General features: G+C 63.4%; 12 protein-coding genes and 1 pseudogene. 11 read left to right on the forward strand and 2 right to left on the reverse strand.

The window, feature by feature from the left end; all coding sequences use genetic code 11:
- The 9 genes and pseudogenes from ACFE72_RS16615 to lpxB all read left to right on the forward strand — a co-directional run.
- Positions 1-250, forward strand: a pseudogene (locus ACFE72_RS16615) (1-deoxy-D-xylulose-5-phosphate reductoisomerase); the annotation flags it as partial.
- Positions 251-293: 43 nt separating this feature from the next.
- Positions 294-1,445 (forward strand): RIP metalloprotease RseP, encoded by a 1,152-nt coding sequence (gene rseP, locus ACFE72_RS16620; RefSeq protein ID WP_375414214.1) that lies wholly within the window; start codon positions 294-296, stop codon positions 1,443-1,445.
- Positions 1,446-1,618: 173 nt separating this feature from the next.
- Complete coding sequence (bamA, locus tag ACFE72_RS16625) at positions 1,619-4,141, forward strand: outer membrane protein assembly factor BamA (RefSeq protein WP_375414215.1); 2,523 nt, start codon at positions 1,619-1,621, stop codon at positions 4,139-4,141.
- A gap of 32 nt (positions 4,142-4,173) precedes the next feature.
- The gene (gene lpxD, locus ACFE72_RS16630) at positions 4,174-5,259 is read left to right on the forward strand and encodes a UDP-3-O-(3-hydroxymyristoyl)glucosamine N-acyltransferase (protein ID WP_375414216.1); all 1,086 of its coding nucleotides are present in this window, start codon (positions 4,174-4,176) and stop codon (positions 5,257-5,259) included.
- Positions 5,259-5,714 carry a 3-hydroxyacyl-ACP dehydratase FabZ gene (fabZ, locus tag ACFE72_RS16635; protein ID WP_375414217.1) on the forward strand — a complete coding sequence of 152 codons (456 nt, stop codon included), beginning with the start codon at positions 5,259-5,261 and terminating at the stop codon, positions 5,712-5,714. The genes lpxD and fabZ overlap by 1 nt, the downstream gene beginning before the upstream one ends.
- Positions 5,715-5,739: 25 nt before the next feature.
- Positions 5,740-6,444, forward strand: coding sequence for a GrlR family regulatory protein (locus tag ACFE72_RS16640; RefSeq protein ID WP_375414218.1), 705 nt, complete (start codon positions 5,740-5,742; stop codon positions 6,442-6,444).
- 118 nt (positions 6,445-6,562) lie between these two features.
- Positions 6,563-7,366 (forward strand): acyl-ACP--UDP-N-acetylglucosamine O-acyltransferase, encoded by an 804-nt coding sequence (gene lpxA, locus ACFE72_RS16645; protein ID WP_375414257.1) that lies wholly within the window; start codon positions 6,563-6,565, stop codon positions 7,364-7,366.
- A gap of 17 nt (positions 7,367-7,383) precedes the next feature.
- Positions 7,384-8,238 (forward strand): LpxI family protein, encoded by an 855-nt coding sequence (locus ACFE72_RS16650; protein WP_375414258.1) that lies wholly within the window; start codon positions 7,384-7,386, stop codon positions 8,236-8,238.
- Complete coding sequence (gene lpxB / locus ACFE72_RS16655; RefSeq protein WP_375414219.1) at positions 8,235-9,413, forward strand: lipid-A-disaccharide synthase; 1,179 nt, start codon at positions 8,235-8,237, stop codon at positions 9,411-9,413. The genes ACFE72_RS16650 and lpxB overlap by 4 nt, the downstream gene beginning before the upstream one ends.
- An 814-nt stretch (positions 9,414-10,227) precedes the next feature.
- On the opposite strand, the gene gltA is transcribed toward lpxB, so the two are convergent.
- Together gltA and gltX are read right to left on the reverse strand one after the other, a co-directional pair.
- A complete protein-coding gene (gltA, locus tag ACFE72_RS16660) occupies positions 10,228-11,538 on the reverse strand; it encodes a citrate synthase (RefSeq protein WP_375414220.1) in 1,311 nt (436 codons plus the stop codon).
- 150 nt (positions 11,539-11,688) lie between these two features.
- A complete protein-coding gene (gltX, locus tag ACFE72_RS16665; protein WP_375414221.1) occupies positions 11,689-13,113 on the reverse strand; it encodes a glutamate--tRNA ligase in 1,425 nt (474 codons plus the stop codon).
- Between the two features lie 145 nt (positions 13,114-13,258).
- On the opposite strand from gltX, the gene ACFE72_RS16670 reads away from it, so the two are divergent.
- Positions 13,259-14,938: a glutamine--tRNA ligase/YqeY domain fusion protein gene (locus ACFE72_RS16670; protein WP_375414222.1), complete on the forward strand. Its 1,680-nt coding sequence runs from the start codon at positions 13,259-13,261 to the stop codon at positions 14,936-14,938.
- 69 nt (positions 14,939-15,007) lie between these two features.
- Positions 15,008-17,275, forward strand: a complete 2,268-nt coding sequence (locus tag ACFE72_RS16675) for a ComEC/Rec2 family competence protein (protein WP_375414223.1) — start codon at positions 15,008-15,010, stop codon at positions 17,273-17,275.
- The last annotated feature ends 8 nt before the right edge of the window (positions 17,276-17,283 follow it).

Below are 17,283 nucleotides of genomic sequence, written 5' to 3' on the forward strand. Positions count from 1 at the left end.
GGCCGGTGCCCGAGGCGGCACCGCCCCGGCCGTCTACAACGCGGCCAACGAGGTTGCCGTGGCCGCCTTCATCGCCGGCAGGATCAGGTTCGGGGCGATTGCCCGGCTGGTCGAGACCACGATGAATGACTGGGTGCGGTCTGGAAATCTGATGCCGCTGACCTGTGCCGACGATGCGATCGCCGTTGACCATAATGCGAGAAATAAAGCCGCCACCCTCTTGCCTCAAATTGCCGCAAAGGCATCCTAGAGGGTTGGGGACGGAGCCATCGGCTCCGGTTGAGGGGAATTGGATGTCCGAGTTTTTTCTGCACAGTTTCAACACGTTGAGCCATGGCCTCATCGGCTACATCATTCCTTTCCTGTTCGTGCTGACGATCGTCGTTTTCTTTCATGAGCTTGGACATTTCCTGGTTGCACGCTGGGCCGGCGTGAAGGTGTTAACATTCTCGCTCGGGTTCGGGCCGGAACTTGCGGGTTTCAACGACAGGCGCGGCACGCGATGGAAAATTTCCGCCATTCCGCTCGGCGGCTATGTCAAGTTCTTCGGCGACGAGAGCGAAGCCTCCACGCCGTCAAGCGCGGCCCTCGCCGGCATGACCGAGGAAGAACGCAAAGGCAGCTTCCATCACAAGAACGTCGGACCGCGCGCGGCGATCGTCGCTGCCGGTCCGATCGCGAATTTCCTTCTTGCGATCGTGATCTTCACCGGCCTGTTCACGTTTTTCGGCAAGCCCAGTACGACCGCGCGGGTCGACACCGTACAGGCCGGCAGCGCGGCCGCGGCAGCGGGTTTTCAGAGCGGCGACGTGGTGACGGCGATCGACGGCAATGCGATCGGAAGTTTTTCCGAGATGCAGCGGATCGTGAGTATTCGCGCCGGTGAGAAGCTGACCTTCGCGGTGAAGCGGGGAGAGGCCACGCTGGAACTGCGCGGCACGCCGGAACTCAAGGAAATCAAAGACAATTTCGGGAACGTGCACCGCCTCGGCGTGCTCGGCATTACGCGGGCCACCAATCCCGGCGACGTTCTGACCGAGCGGGTCAATCCCGCAACCGCGCTCTGGCTCGGAGTCAAGGAAACCTGGTTCGTGGTCGACCGGACGCTGGCCTATATCGGCGGCATCTTTACCGGCCGCGAGGCGGCGGACCAAGTCGGCGGTCCGCTGCGGATCGCCCAGATCTCCGGGCAGGTCGCCACCATCGGCCTGTCGGCCCTGGTCCATCTTGCGGCGGTGCTTTCGATTTCGATCGGACTGCTTAACCTGTTTCCGGTACCGTTGCTCGATGGTGGTCACCTTTTGTTCTATGCCGTCGAAGCGGTGCGGGGCCGGCCGCTGTCAGAACGGGCGCAGGAAATGGGATTTCGGATCGGACTGGGCCTCGTGCTGATGCTGATGGTGTTTGCGACCTACAACGACATCCTGCATCTGGCCGCGTCATGACCGGCTTTTTGAGTCGCGTGGCCGATGGGCAACGTCTTGGAATGAAAATGAAATTGCACTGCGAAAGGCCGTTTGCCGTCCCTGCGAAATTGGCTACAAGCGGGACGGCTGATGGGAATCTGCCGGTTCGTAGGGGTGCGGGCCGGCTCAAGACGAACAAGGGCGCGTTGCGCATGAATGTTGGAATGCGAGTGCGGGGAGGCCTGTTCGCCGCCCTGATGTTGGTCGCCCTGCCGGTCGCGTCGACGGTGACTGCAGCCTTGATCTCTTCGCCGGCCGCCGCCCAGACCGCATCCTCGATTGCCGTCGAAGGCAACCGGCGCGTGGAGGTCGAAACCATCCGTTCGTACTTCAAGCCGGGTCCCGGCGGGCGCCTCGACCAGGGCCGCATCGACGACGGCCTGAAAGCGTTGATCGAAACCGGACTGTTCCAGGACGTCAGGATCAACCAGGCCGGCGGCCGGCTGGTTGTGACCGTGATCGAGAATCCGGTGATCGGGCGCGTGGCCTTCGAGGGCAACAAGAAGGTCAAGGACGAGCAGCTTTTGGCGGAGATCCAGTCCAAGCCGCGGGGCACGCTGTCGCGCCCGATGGTGCAGTCCGACGCCCAGCGTATCGCCGAAATCTATCGCCGTTCCGGCCGCTACGACGTGCGCGTCAATCCGGAAATCATCGAACAGCCGAACAATCGCGTCGATCTCGTCTTCACCATTACCGAGGGTTCGAAGACCGGCGTCAAATCGATCGAATTTATCGGCAACAACTCTTTTTCGTCCTACCGGCTGAGGGACGTCATCAAGACCCGTGAAGCGAACCTGCTGAGCTTCCTCGGCGGCGGCGACGTCTACGATCCCGACCGGGTCGAGGCCGACCGCGATCTCATCCGCCGCTATTACCTGAAGCGCGGCTTCGCCGACGTCCAGGTGGTGGCTGCGCTCACCGAATACGACCCCCAGAAGGGCGGATTCCTCGTCACCTTCAAGATCGAGGAAGGCCAGCAATACCGCGTGGCATCGGTTGAATTCCAGTCCGCCATTGCGACCCTCGACGGCAATTCGTTGCGCGGCTTCTCGCGCGTCAATGTCGGCTCGCTGTACAACGCCGAAGCCCTGGAAAAATCCGTCGAGGAGATGCAGATCGAGGCCTCGCGGCGCGGCTACGCCTTTGCCTCGGTACGTCCGCGCGGCGATCGTAATTTCGAGACCCATACGGTGTCGATCGTGTTTGGGATCGAGGAGGGCGCGCGGACCTACATCGAACGCATCAATATCCGCGGCAACACCCGTACCCGCGATTATGTGATCCGCCGCGAATTCGACGTCTCGGAAGGCGATGCCTACAATCGCGCGCTGGTGGACCGCTCCGAACGCCGCCTGAAGAACCTCGATTTCTTCAAGAGCGTGAAAATCACCACCGAGCCCGGCTCGTCCAGCGATCGCGTGATTCTCGTGGTCGAGCTGGAAGAAAAATCCACCGGTGACTTCTCGGTGTCGGGCGGATATTCGACGTCGGACGGCGCGCTGGCCGAAGTCAGCATCTCCGAGCGCAATTTCCTCGGCCGCGGCCTGTTCGCGAAAGCGGCGGTGCAGTACGGACAATATGCGCGAGGCGGTTCGCTGTCGTTTGTCGAGCCGTATCTGTTCGATTATCGTGTCGCCGGCGGTCTTGACCTGTTCTACCGCGAGCAGCTCGCCAACAATTACGTGTCTTACAACACCAAGACGCTTGGCTTCAGTCCGCGGCTCGGCTTCGGCCTGCGCGAAGACCTGTCGCTGCAGCTTCGCTATTCGCTGTATCAGACGTCGGTATCGCTGCCGTCCACGCTCAACAATTGCAACAACATTCTCGGCCCGAACTTCTACCCGACGCCGGCCTATATCAGTCAGGTGCTGGGCGGCGTCGATCCGACAGGAAACGTTCTGCTCAACGGCATCCCCGGCTGTCTCGGCGACGGCGAATCGTCGCTTCCGGTTCGCAAGGAATTGGCGAGCGGATCGACCGTGACGTCGCTGGTCGGCTACACGCTGAACTACAACACGCTGGACAACAACAGGAGTCCGACCGACGGCCTCCTGGTCGACTTCCGGCAGGATTTCGCCGGCGTCGGCGGCGACGTGACCTACCTCAAGTCCGCGGTGGACGGCAAATACTACACGCCGCTGGTTGCCGATATCGTCGGGTTGATTCATGTTCAGGCCGGCGCGCTGACCAAGATCGGCAACAACGACATCCGGATGCTCGATCATTTCCAGATGGGGCCGAATCTCGTCCGCGGTTTTGCGCCCAATGGCATCGGTCCGCGTGATCTCACCTTCTTCCCCTTCACCGGAAGCGGGGATGCGCTTGGCGGCACCAAATATTGGGGTGCGTCGGCCGAATTGCAGATGCCGTTCTGGTTCCTGCCCAAGGAAGTGGGCTTGAAGGGGGCGGTCTATGCCGACGCCGGCTCGGTGTTCGACTATCAGGGCCCGACCTCGAACATCCTGACCGGCGAAATCAACGGCCTGGTCAATGGCAATCCCTGCAAATGCGCGATGGTGTACGACAACAGCAACCTCGTCCGCACCTCGGTAGGCGTCGGCCTGATCTGGGCGTCGCCGTTCGGACCGCTGCGCTTCGATTACGCGGTGCCGATCACAAAGGGCGCGTATGATCGCGTACAGCAATTCAAGTTTGGCGGCGGAACTTCGTTCTGAGTTCGACGGCGCGCCGGACCGCAGCGGATGGAATGGCCCAGCCCACGTTTTTCAAGCAACCGGCTTCGTCGACGCTGGCCGAAATTGCAGCGTTGACGAAGTCGCATCTGGTCGACCCCTCGCGGGCCGACCAGCGGATCAAGGGGCTGGCTGCGCTCGATGAGGCAGGGCCGTCGCACCTGACGTTTTTCGACAACCTGAAATATACCGACCAGCTTGCGCAGACCCGCGCCGGCGCCTGCCTGGTGAACGAGCGATTCGCCGCGACCGTACCGCCCCGGGTGGCGGTCTTGCGCGCCGCGGATCCGCTTCGCGCGTTCGTGGCATGCGCGCGCGCGTTTCAAGCCGATTCGCTGCGACCGCCGTCCTGGTTCGGCATCAGCGGCATCGCGGCGTCCGCGGTCATTCACCCAACGGCGCGCTTGGAGGACGACGTGATCGTCGATCCGCTGGCCGTGATCGGGCCTGGGGTCGAAATCGGCGCCGGCTCGGTGGTCGGCTCCGGCGCCGTGATCGGCGCGCAGGTCCGGATCGGCAGGGACTGCAATGTCGGCCCCGGCAGCACCATTCAGTTTGCGCTGATCGGCAACCATGTGCTGGTTCACCCCGGCTGCCACATCGGACAGGATGGTTATGGATTCATCCCTGAATCCGGCCGTCACGTGAAGGTACCGCAGACCAGCCGCGTCATCATTCAGAACGACGTCGAAATCGGCGCCGGAACCACCATTGACCGCGGCAGCTTGCGCGATACGGTTGTCGGGGAGGGCACTAAAATCGACAATCAGGTTCAGATCGGCCACAATGTAACGATCGGCCGGCATTGTCTGCTTGCGGCAAAGGTCGCACTCGGGGGCAGCCTGACGATCGGCGACTACGTGGCGCTGGGCGCCGGGGTGGGGATCAACAACCACGTGAATATCGGGGATGGCGCGCAGGTTACGGCAATGAGCGGCGTCAAGGATGACGTCCCCGCCAACGGGCGCTGGGGCGGATTCTTTGCAAAGCCGACCAAGCAGTGGTTTCGAGAGATCGTCACGATCGAGCGTCTGGTACGCGACGGCGCGCCACATCCGGGATCGGCTTCACCGAGGCCGAAAGGTGGGGGACAGGGGTGATGGAATCGCCGGTCAGAATCGAGATAGTGGACATCAACACCATTCTCAAAACGCTTCCGCATCGCTATCCGATGCTGCTGATCGACCGGGTCGTCAATATCCGGGCCGATTACAGCGGCATCGGCATCAAGAACGTCACTTTCAACGAAATGCCGTTCCTGGGCCATTTTCCGGAGCGTCCGGTATATCCCGGCGTGATGATGATCGAAGCCATGGCGCAGACCGCCGGCGTGATCGGCATCCTGTCGGTGGAAGGCACCCAGAAGCCGCGCGCGGTGTATTTCCTGACCATCGACAAGTGCAAGTTTCGCAAGCCGGTGATGCCCGGCGACACCATCGAATACCACATGCGCAGCATTGGCCGCCGCAAGACCATGTGGTGGTTTCATGGCGATGCCAAGGTGAATGGCGTCACCGCTGCGGAGGCCGACGTCGGCGCGATGCTGACGGACTGAGGAGATCGCCGGCGGGAGAAGATCGTTGCTGGAGGGTTTTTACAAGGTCAGGTTCCAGGTCAACGACGCTGTTGGCCGAAGCGTGATGTACGCGCATGCCGGCGAGATGCTCGGTGGTAATTCTGCCTTCGCGCATTACGGCACCTATCGCGAAACCGACGGCGTCGTCGTTTCCGAGATCACCAGCCATCGCCACAATAACGATCCAAATTACAAATCGCTGCTCGGCGCCGATATTGCCACGATCGACGTTCGAGGCAGCGCCGACGGCGATATTTATCGTTTCGAGGGCGGTTCGCCGCAGATGCCCGGCGCCGTCTTTCAATCGGTGATGACGCCGATCGATGACGAGATTGCCGCCCCTGTCGGTGCGGTCGGCGAAGGCGGCGTCATCAACGGCCTTTATTCCATTCACATCCGGATGCTCGACGGCATCGACGGCGGCCTTACCGGGGTGATGCTGCTCCATGACGGCCGCATTCTCGGCGGCGACGCGTTCTTCTATTATCTCGGTACCTACACCTCGGCCAGCGGCCGCTGGAAAGGCCAGATTCTCAATCAGGAACATACGCCGGCAAAAGGCGAGCATCCGATCTTCGGCGGCCATGAGGTGGGTATCGGTTTTTCCGGCACGTGCGACGGCCAAGGCGCCGAACTGGAAGCGACCGCGCTCGCGGGCAAGCGCAGCCTCCGGTTGACGGCGGTGCTGAAACTGATGCGCCCGGCGTAATCGAAAAAGCACGAAATGCGGCGGGCCCGACCGTCACTGGACAGGGTTGGCATCACCGGCTACGCAACGGAAAACCCGGACACATTCGCATATCGACAGGCTGATGCTGGACCATTCGATGATCAGGATCGATCCCACCGCGCGGATCGAAGAGGGCGCGGTGATCGGCGAGGGCACCTCGATCGGTCCATATTGCATGATCGGCCCCGATGTCGTGATCGGCCCTGATTGCCGGCTGGTCGGGCATGTGCACGTCACCGCGCGCACCACCATCGGCGCGGGCTGCACCGTCTATCCCTTCGCCTCGCTCGGCACCCCGCCGCAGTCGCTGAGCTATCGCGGCGAACTGACCGAACTTCAGATCGGTGATGGCTGCATCATCCGCGAATCGGTGACCATGAATGCGGGCACCGTCGCCGGCGGCGGCATCACCCGCGTCGGCGATCGCGGCTACTTCATGAATTGCAGCCATGTCGGCCACGACTGCCAGGTCGGCAATGACGTGATTTTCGCGACCTCCGCTACTCTCGGCGGCCACTGCGAGATCGGCGATTTTGTTTTTATCGGCGGGCTGTCCGCGGTGCACCAGCATACGCGGGTCGGACCGCAGGTAATGGTCGGCGGCGTATGCGGCGTGCGCGGCGACGTGATTCCGTTCGGCCTGGTGAACGGCCAGTATGCCACCCTCGAAGGCCTCAACATCATCGGCATGAAGCGCCGCAAGTTCACGCGGGAGCGCCTCGCCCTGCTGCGCGCTTTCTACCGGAAACTGTTCCACGGAACGGGCATGTTCGCCGACCGTCTGAACGACGTGCAGCACCTGGCGGCCGCGGACCCGGCGATTGCGGAGATCCTGGCGTTCATCCGCAACGGCAAGCACCGTGCGCTCTGCCTGCCGGCGAATGACGGCAATACCTCTTGATCGCGGGTCCGCCAGTGATGGTTCAGGCTCCGCAGATTTCATCGCCCATCGGCCTGATCGCGGCAGGCGGCGTGCTGCCGTTCGCCGTGGCGGATTCGTTGACCGCCCGCGGCATCCGTCCGGTTTTCTTCGCATTGCGGGGCGTCTGCGATCCGGTGCTGGTCGCGCGTTTCCGTCATCACTGGATTTCAATCGGTCAGCTAGGCAGGCTCGCGAAATTATTGCGGACCGAGAACTGTCGCGATCTGGTTTTCATCGGGGCGCTGGTGCGGCCTGCGTTGTCTGAAATCCGGCTCGACTGGAAAACGCTTCGTGCCATGCCGAGCGTGTTGAAAGCGTTCCGCGGCGGCGACGATCATCTGCTGTCCAGCGTCGGCCGCATTCTCGAAAAAGACGGGGTTCGGATGGTCGGCATCAAGGATGTCGCGCCGGATTTGCTGATGCCCGCGGGTTGCCTGACGCGCGCCGTCCCCAGTGATGACGCCGATGCCGACATCGCCAGGGGACGGGATGTGCTGCAAGCGCTCAGTCCGTTCGATATCGGGCAGGCTGCCATTGTGATCGACGGTCATGTCGTCGGCATTGAAGATATCGAGGGCACCGACGGGTTGCTGGCGCGCGTTTCGCGCCTTCGCGGGGACGGTCGTATTCGCGCCAAGGCGGGACGCGGCGTACTGGTGAAGGCGCCGAAAAGCGGACAGGATCTCCGCTTCGATCTGCCCACCTTGGGGGCGACGACCATTGACGGCGCGGCGGCGGCACAATTGGCTGGTATCGCGGTCATCGCGGGCAACACCCTCGTCGCCGAACCTCAATCCATGGTCGAAGCCGCGAATAAAGCGAACCTGTTCGTGGTGGGTCTACCGGCGTGACGGCAACCTCGCCAGTCCAGCGCAAAATATTCCTGGTCGCAACCGAGGAATCCGGCGACCGGCTTGGCGCCAGCCTGATGAAGGTATTGCGGCAGCGACTCGGCGATGCCGTGCGGTTCGAGGGCGTCGGCGGCCTGAGCATGGCGCGCGAGGGCCTGGTGTCGCTGTTTCCGATCGAGGAACTGTCGATCATGGGATTTACCGCGGTGGCGCGAAAGCTGCCGATGATTCTGGCGCGCGTCCGGCAGACCGCCGACGCCGCCGTCGCGGCGGCACCCGATATTCTGGTGATTATCGACAGTCCCGACTTTACCCACCGCGTCGCGCGGCAGGTCCGCTCCCGCGCGCCGGCGATTCCCATTGTCGACTATGTCGCGCCGACGGTGTGGGCCTGGCGATCCGGCCGCGCCCGCGCGATGCGCCGCTACGTCGATCACGTGCTGGCGCTGCTGCCGTTCGAGCCGGAAGCGTATCGCAGGCTGGGCGGGCCGCCTTGCACCTATATCGGCCATACCCTGATCGAGCAGATCGGCGCGCTGCGGCCGAACCCCGATGAGCAGCGGCGCCGCGACGCAAAGCCGCCGGTGCTGCTGGTGCTGCCGGGCAGCCGGCGCAGCGAGATCAGGCATCACATGGCGGTGTTCGGCGAGACGCTGCGGCTCGTGCGCGAGCAGGGTGCGGACTTCGAGCTGGTGCTGCCGACCATGCCGCATCTGCTCGATGAGGTGCGCGAAGGCGCTGCGGCCTGGCGGGTGCAGCCGCGCATCGCGCTCGGCGAGCAGGAAAAGAAAGCGGCATTCCGGATCGCGCATGCCGCCTTCGCCAAATCCGGCACCGTGACCCTCGAACTTGCGCTTGCCGGCGTGCCGATGATCGGCGCCTATCGGGCCGGTCCCGTCGAGATGTGGATCGCGCTCACGCTTGCCAAAACATCGTCGGTGATTCTCGCCAATCTGGTCCTCGGCGAGAACGTGGTCCCCGAATTCATGCAGCGGGATGCAACGCCGGACAAGCTTGCTGCGGCGTTGCGCGACGTTATCGGGGATACTGCGCAGCGGCGGCGCCAGCTCGAAGCGTTTTCGCGGCTCGATGCCGTCATGGCGACCGGCAGCCAGCCGCCCAGCCTACGCGCCGCCGCCATCGTGCTCGAGACGCTGCGGGGGGCGCCGGTCTAGCGTTGCGCCGGCCCTGACGACCCCATGCGCGTTCACGTACTTGTGAATGTATACCTATCCCCACGCTCGTAACCCGGCTTATGCTGCTGGTGTCCTGCCCCACTACAGGGGCGCTCGCGAACGTCACGGACGCGGGGCAGGATGCGGTGGACGCGGCAGCGTCAGGCGCGAGGTGAGGTGACAGGGCCGATCCCCGCAAGGGGTCCGTGAGTTGCCGAACCGAACGCTGACGTACGGCGCTGCAGGCGGACGGTGAAGACGTGAGGTCCCGGTGTCCCGCGTGACACCAAGGGCCGATGAGAGCGCCCAAAGCCGGGCCAAGGCCATCCTCATCGGTTCCGACGGCAACGAAAAGCGAAGTCGGCTGCCGGGGAGCAACGAGATAAGCCGTTAAAACCATCGCGTGCGGGACGCCGGGAAGGCCGGTGTATCTGCGGTGACTGAAATACTCGTGTGCAGCCTACCCTTTTTCGCACGCGAGGCTGTGGGTGCACAGGGCACCCGGCGTTCCGCACGCCCTCTTCTCGAAGAGGGCGGGACGTTCACGGGCAAACCTCGGGCGCATGGCGCCGCGAGATCGTAAAGCCGTGTCTGACTTTCGCTGTTTGAATTCGTGGATCAGCTTTCTTCAACACGCCGCGCCGCGTCAAAGACGTGGATGGCCGGGACAAGCCCGGCCATGACGACCTCGGGTTTCCCCGGCGCGATGCGGCATTCCAAGCGATGCATGGCCGCGGGTGAACGTGCTTGTGGCGACGAGCTGCGCGGCTCGTGCTGCGTCCGGGAACGCAAGTCTGCAACCACCCTGCAGCGTTCAGCCGCGCTGGGCGATGTCGACGTAGTCGCGGTGCGGCCTGCCGGTATAGAGCTGGCGCGGGCGGCCGATCTTCTGATGCGGGTCTTCGATCATCTCGCTCCACTGGCTGATCCAGCCGACGGTGCGGGCGACCGCGAACAGCACGGTGAACATCGAGGTCGGAAAGCCCATCGCCTTCAGGGTGATGCCCGAATAGAAATCGACGTTCGGATACAGCTTGCGGTCGATGAAATATTCATCGCTGAGCGCGATCTTTTCCAGCTCCAGCGCGACTTTCAGCATCGGATCATCGCCGTGGCCGGTTTCCGCCAGCACGGCATGACACATCTTCTGCATGATCTTGGCGCGCGGGTCGTAGTTCTTGTAGACGCGATGGCCGAAGCCCATCAGCCGGACTTCGCTGTTCTTGTCCTTCACCCGCTTGATGAAATCCGGGATCTTGTCGACCGACCCGATGTCGGACAACATCGCCAGCGCCGCTTCGTTGGCGCCGCCATGAGCCGGTCCCCACAGGCAGGCGATGCCGGCGGCGATACAGGCAAACGGGTTGGCTCCCGAGGAGCCGGCGATCCGCACCGTCGAGGTCGAGGCGTTCTGCTCGTGGTCGGCGTGCAGGATGAAGATCTTGTCCAGTGCATCGGCGAGCACCGGGTTCATCTGGTATTCTTCGCACGGCACCGCGAAGCACATGTTGAGAAAATTCTCGGCAAAGCTCAGCGAATTCTTCGGATAAACGAACGGCTGTCCGATCGTGTATTTGAACGCCATCGCCGCCAGCGTCGGAATCTTTGCGATCATGCGCATCGAGGCGATCATGCGCTGCGTCGGATCGTTGATATCGGTGGAATCGTGATAGAACGCGGCCAGGGCGCCGACCGAGGCCACCATCACCGCCATCGGATGGGCGTCGCGGCGGAAGCCCTGGAAGAACCGGGCCATCTGCTCGTGCACCATGGTGTGATGGATCACGCGATTATCGAAATCCAGCTTCTGCGCTTTAGTCGGCAGCTCGCCGTACAGCAGCAGGTAGCAGGTTTCGAGAAAATCGCCTTTTTCCGCCAGTTGCTCGATCGGGTATCCGCGGTATTCCAGAATGCCGGCGTCGCCATCGATATAGGTGATCTTGGACTGGCAACTGCCGGTCGAAGTGAAGCCGGGATCGTAGGTAAACATCCCGGACTGGGCGTAGAGCTTGCTGATATCGACGACGTCAGGGCCGACGGATCCGCTCAGAATTGGGAAATCGTAGTTCTTGTTGCCGACCGTAAGCGTAGCGGTCTTGGCCTGGGTGTCGGTTTTTGCGTCCATCGTGAAGTCCCCGATGAGATCGTTGCGGAGGCCGGGCGGGCCTGACCATGAAATGGTGGGACCGGTCGGATGTTCCAGAAGCACCGCAGAAATGGGTATCGTATTGCCGTGTGCACTGCAAGATGGAGCGCCGGCTCGGCTGCGCTGCCTTTAGGCCGAGGCCTGATCGGCCAGCCGGGCAAGGCATTCCTCCCGGCCAAGGACCGCCAGCACGTCGAAAATACCCGGCGAGGTGGTTCGGCCCGTCAGCGCCACGCGCAGCGGCTGCGCAACGGCCCCGAGCTTGAGGTTATTGTGTTCGGCGAAGGCGCGGGTGGCGGCTTCCGTGGTTTCCGCCGTCCATGCCGATAAGGGTTCGAGCGCAGCACCAAGTCGGCCGATCAATTGCCGGGTTTCCGGGGTCAGCAGAACCGCCGCTTTTGGGTCGATCGCCAGCGGCCGGTCAGCGAAGATGAAATTTGCGCTGTCGATCAGCTCAATCAGCGTCTTGGCGCGCTGTTTGAGGTCCGGCATCGCCTTCAGCAGTTGAGCCCGCGTGGCGTCGTTGAGCTTGGCCTTCACCTTCGCACCATCGGGGACGTAGCTCAGCACGTCCTCGAACAGGGTCACGAGAGATTGATCGCCGGCGTGGCGGATATAGTGGCCGTTGAGGTTTTCGAGCTTGGCGAAATCGAACCGCGCCGCCGAGCGCCCGATCGCCGGCAGATCGAAGGCGTCGATCATCTCCTGGGTCGAGAATATCTCCTGGTCGCCATGGCTCCAGCCGAGCCGCACCAGATAATTGCGCAGCGCCGCCGGCACATATCCCATGGCGCGATAGGCCTCCACGCCCAGCGCGCCGTGACGCTTCGACAGTTTCGATCCATCCGGGCCGTGGATCAGCGGAATGTGCGACATGCTCGGCAGCTCCCAGCCCAGCGCGTCGTAAATCTGCTTCTGCCGCGCGGCATTGATCAGGTGATCGTCGCCGCGAATAACATGGGTTACCCCCATGTCGTGATCGTCGACCACGACGGCCAGCATGTAGGTCGGATTGCCGTCGCCGCGCAGCAGCACCAGATCGTCGAGGCTTTCGTTCTGCCAGACCACGCGGCCCTGCACCTGGTCGTCGATCACGGTCTCTCCGGTTTGCGGCGCCTTGAGACGGATCGTCGGTCGGATCGCAGACGGCGCTTCGGCCGGATCGCGGTCGCGCCACATGCCGTCGTAGAGGCGGGTCCTGCCTTCTGCGCGCGCCGTCTCGCGCATGGCCTTGAGTTGCTCCGCCGTCGCATAGCAGCGATAGGCCCGGCCCGAGGCCAGCATTTGCTCTGCGACTTCGCGATGGCGGGCGGCTCGCTGAAACTGGTAGATGACGTCGCCGTCCCAATCGAGTCCGAGCCATTTCAACCCGTCCAGAATGGCGTCGATGGCTTCCGGGGTCGAGCGCTCCCGGTCGGTGTCCTCGATCCGCAGCAGCATCCTGCCGCCGCGTCTGCGCGCATAGAGCCAGTTGAACAGCGCCGTGCGGGCGCCTCCGATGTGAAGAAAGCCGGTGGGCGAGGGGGCAAAGCGGGTGACGACGGAATCGGTCATTGCGGGAGTGGGCCGGAGGTGGAGAGGGCATGCGCGAAGCGCGGTGCTGTATAGCAGGAAAGTTGCCTAACTAAAGCCCTGTGCGGGCTTGGCGTGGATCGACGGATTTGGCAGAAGGTCCGTTGATCCGGATAGGAAATCATCAATGACGGCAGAACTGGCGGCGGCAGAGGCGGGGCGCGATTTCATTCGCGACATCGTTCAGGCCGATCTCGATGCGCATAAGCACACACAGGTCGTGACGCGCTTCCCGCCAGAGCCGAACGGCTACCTGCATATCGGCCATGCCAAGTCGATCGCGCTGAATTTCGGCATCGCGCAGGAATTTGCCGGGCGCTGCCACCTCCGCTTCGACGACACCAATCCGACCAAGGAGGAGCAGGAATATATCGATTCCATCCAAGCCGACGTCCGCTGGCTCGGCTACGACTGGGGAACCAATCTTTTTTATGCATCGGACTATTTCGAGCGGCTCTACGGTTGGGCCGAAGAGCTAATCCGCGCCGGCCATGCCTATGTCGACGATCAGTCGCAGGACGAAATCCGACTTTCGCGGGGAACGCTGACCGAGCCCGGGCGGAACAGCCCGTTTCGGGAGCGGGGGGTCGATGAAAATCTCGATCTGTTCCGCCGCATGAAGGCCGGCGAGTTTCCCAACGGCGCACGTGTGCTGCGTGCAAAAATCGACATGTCGTCGGGCAATATCAATCTGCGCGATCCCGTGCTCTACCGCATCCTGCACGCGGCCCATCCGCGCACCGGCGATAAATGGTCGATTTATCCGAGCTACGACTACGCCCATGGGCAGTCCGACGCCATCGAGGGCATCACCCACTCGATCTGCACCCTGGAATTCGAGGATCACCGCCCGCTCTACGAGTGGCTGCTGGACAAGCTGCCGGTGCCGTCCAAGCCCCATCAATACGAATTCGCCCGGCTCAACCTGAGCTACACGTTGCTGTCGAAGCGGGTGCTGACCGAACTGGTGCGCGGGGGGCATGTCGGTGGATGGGACGATCCGCGCATGCCGACCATTGCCGGGTTGAAACGGCGCGGGGTGCCGCCGGCCGCGATCCGCGAATTCGTCAAGCGCATCGGGGTGGCGAAAGCCAACAGCGTCGTCGATGTCGGCATGCTCGAATTCTCGATCCGCGAAGTACTGAACAGGTCAGCGCCGCGGCGGATGGCGGTGCTGCGGCCGCTGAAAGTCGTGATCGAGAATTATCCGGAAGGGCAGGTCGAGGAGATCGAGGCTGTCAATCATCCCGACGATCCGGCGGCTGGTAGGCGCAGGATCAAGTTCGGGCGCGAGCTTTACATTGAGCGCGATGACTTCATGGAGAACCCGCCAAAGAAATTCTTCCGGCTTTCGCCGGGCAACGAGGTGCGGCTGCGCTATGCTTATTTCATCACCTGCCGGGAAGTCGTGAAAGACGCCGCGGGCGAGATCGTCGAACTGCGCTGCAGCTATGATCCGGCGACCAAAGGCGGCAATGCGCCCGACGGGCGGAAAGTGAAGGCGACGCTGCACTGGCTGTCGGCGGCGCATTCGGTGCCGGCCGAAATCCGACTTTACAACCAGCTGTTTGTAAAGCCCACGCCGGACGCCGCCAATTTCACCGCCGACCTCAATCCGCAATCGCTCGAGCTTTTGGCCGATGCGCGGGTTGAGCCTGGGATCGTCGAGGGTAATTCGTCCGAGGTGATGCAGTTCGAGCGGCAGGGATATTTCGTCCGCGATCCGGATTCGGCGCCTGGTCACCCCGTGTTCAACCGAACCATCGGCCTGCGCGATACGTTCGCGAAGGAAGTTGGCAAAGGCTAAACTGCCGGTTGCTGGCGGCGATCCTTCAATTCATTTCTGATGGGCGCACTGTCTTGAGGATCATGCGCCGTGGCGGAGTGGGGAGGCAGCCGAAGCAAGGCGGGGACTTGGCCGCCGCGCGGGGCGGTGCGGGCCGGCGGCTTCGCCCCCTCGGGGTATCGCGCATGGTCTTCGCTCGGGACCGAGTTGCGAAACTGGGTGCGCGCCGAGGCCGGCGCCGGGCGGTTGCTGCCATGGATACCGGTCGCCTTCGGGGCCGGGATTGCGTTTTACTTCGCCGCCGATCGCGAGCCGGTTGCCTGGGCGGTTGCCGCCACCGCAGCGGTGCTTTGCGCGGCGGCATGGCTGTTGCGGCGGCAAAAGGCGTTTCCTGCAATCGTCATGATGGCAGCATTGGCGGCAGGCTTCGCCACCGCAACGCTGAAAACGGCGCGGGTCGCCCATGGCGTGCTGGCGCGGCCGATCTATGCGGTGTCGCTGAAAGGTTTTGTCGAGACGCGGGAGGAGCGTGAACGTACTGACCGCTTCGTGTTGCGGGTGGTGCAGATGGACAGCCCGCGCGAACAGACCAAACTGGCGCGCGTCCGCCTCTCCGTGAAAAAGGCCACCGCGCCCGCGGTCGGCAGCTTTGTCGAACTGAAGGCGCGGCTGCTGCCGCCGTTGGCGCCGCTGCGGCCCGGCGGTTATGATTTCGCCCGCGACATGTATTTTCAGGGCATCGGTGCGTCCGGCTTCGTGATGGGCGCCATCAAGACCCTGGATCCGCCGTTCAGCCGCGGCGTGTCGCTGCGCTATGCGGCCTTCATGCAAGGGCTGCGCGACGCCATTGACGCGCGGATCCGCACGGTTCTCAGCGGCGATAGCCGCGCCATCGCGACCGCCCTGCTGACGGGGCGGCGGGACGCCATCTCGGCGCCGGTGAACGACGCGATGTTCATCTCCGGCCTCGGTCATGTGCTGTCGATTTCGGGATATCACATGGCGGTGGTCGCCGGCGTGGTGTTCTTCGCGGTCCGTGCAGCGCTGGCTCTGGTTCCGACCTTGACGGTAACGTTCCCGATCAAGAAGTGGTCTGCCGCCGCGGCGCTGGCGGCGGCTCTGTTTTATCTTCTGCTGTCCGGCGCCGAGGTTGCGACTCAGCGATCGTTCTTCATGACCGCCGTGGTTCTGATTGCGGTCATGGTCGACCGCCGCGCGGTGACGTTCCGCACCCTGGCGGTGGCAGCGATGATCGTGCTGTCGATTGCGCCGGAAGCGCTGGTGCATCCGAGCTTCCAGATGTCGTTCGCAGCGACGCTGGGACTGGTAGCGCTGGTACAGACGGGCATGCCAGCGCTGTTCGCTGCGACGGACCATTCGGCCACCGCGCGGGCTGCCTTATGGGGTGGGCGCGAGATTGCGATGCTGGCGCTGGCATCGCTGGTCGCGGGCCTTGCGACCATGCCTTACGCCGCGTTTCATTTTCATCGCGTGACACCGTACGGGGTAGTCGCCAATCTTGCGGCGATGCCGGTGGTGTCGGTGATGGTGATGCCGGCCGGGATGATGGGCCTTGTCGCGATGCCGTTCGGCTTCGACGGCGTGTTCTGGCGCATCATGGAATTCGGCATCGACTGGATGATCACGGTCGCGCAATGGGTCGCGGCACTGCCCGGGGCCATCGGCCGCATGGTGGCATTCGGCACCGGGCCGCTGATTGCGGCGACCGCGGGGATCATCCTGTTCGGCCTGCTGAGGACGCCGTTGCGCTGGAGCGGCGCGGGCGCCCTTGGGATCGCGATTGTATGGGCGCTCTGCGCGCCCCGGCCGGACATTCTGATCTCGGGCGATGCGCGCAATGTCGGCGTGCGAGGCAAAGACGGGCGCCTGCATCTGATGCGGACTGCAAAGGATACGTTCCTGGTCAAGGAATGGCTCGCAGCGGACGCGGACGCGCGGATCCCGGAGGCTGTTTCGCTTAGCGGCGGCGTCTCTTGCGACGCAGCGGGTTGCGTGACGCCGTTGGCGGATGGGACGTTCGCAGCACTGGTGCTGCGGCCCGAGGCGCTGTCGGATGATTGCGGACGCGCCGCGGTCATCATCACAGCGCGACAGGCTCCGTTTGGATGCAAGGCGCTGGTGATCGGCCGGGAATTGCTGCAAAAACGTCTTGCGACCAGCTTGCGGCGAACCCCGGGCGGTTTTGTGATCGATGCGGCCAAGCCGGACGGGACGGATCGCCCCTGGTCGCCGGCGGCTGGCGAGCCAACCGAACCGGAAAACAGCTATCCCGGTCCCGCGGCGGCGCGTCCCCTCGACGCGACCCCGGCCGAAGCCGATCTGCAGATGGAAGATTAGCCGCCAGC

The organism is uncultured Bradyrhizobium sp. (assembly GCF_964252615.1).
Classification (GTDB): Bacteria; Pseudomonadota; Alphaproteobacteria; order Rhizobiales; family Xanthobacteraceae; genus Bradyrhizobium.

Coding starts and splice junctions, on each gene's coding strand:
- lpxA (WP_375414257.1), top strand. CDS start 6,563: ATGATCAGGATCGATCCCACCGCGCGGATCGAAGAGGGCGCGGTGATC.
- fabZ (WP_375414217.1), top strand. CDS start 5,259: ATGGAATCGCCGGTCAGAATCGAGATAGTGGACATCAACACCATTCTC.
- ACFE72_RS16670 (WP_375414222.1), top strand. CDS start 13,259: ATGACGGCAGAACTGGCGGCGGCAGAGGCGGGGCGCGATTTCATTCGC.
- bamA (WP_375414215.1), top strand. CDS start 1,619: ATGAATGTTGGAATGCGAGTGCGGGGAGGCCTGTTCGCCGCCCTGATG.
- gltA (WP_375414220.1), bottom strand. CDS start 11,538: ATGGACGCAAAAACCGACACCCAGGCCAAGACCGCTACGCTTACGGTC.
- lpxD (WP_375414216.1), top strand. CDS start 4,174: ATGGCCCAGCCCACGTTTTTCAAGCAACCGGCTTCGTCGACGCTGGCC.
- rseP (WP_375414214.1), top strand. CDS start 294: ATGTCCGAGTTTTTTCTGCACAGTTTCAACACGTTGAGCCATGGCCTC.
- ACFE72_RS16650 (WP_375414258.1), top strand. CDS start 7,384: ATGGTTCAGGCTCCGCAGATTTCATCGCCCATCGGCCTGATCGCGGCA.
- gltX (WP_375414221.1), bottom strand. CDS start 13,113: ATGACCGATTCCGTCGTCACCCGCTTTGCCCCCTCGCCCACCGGCTTT.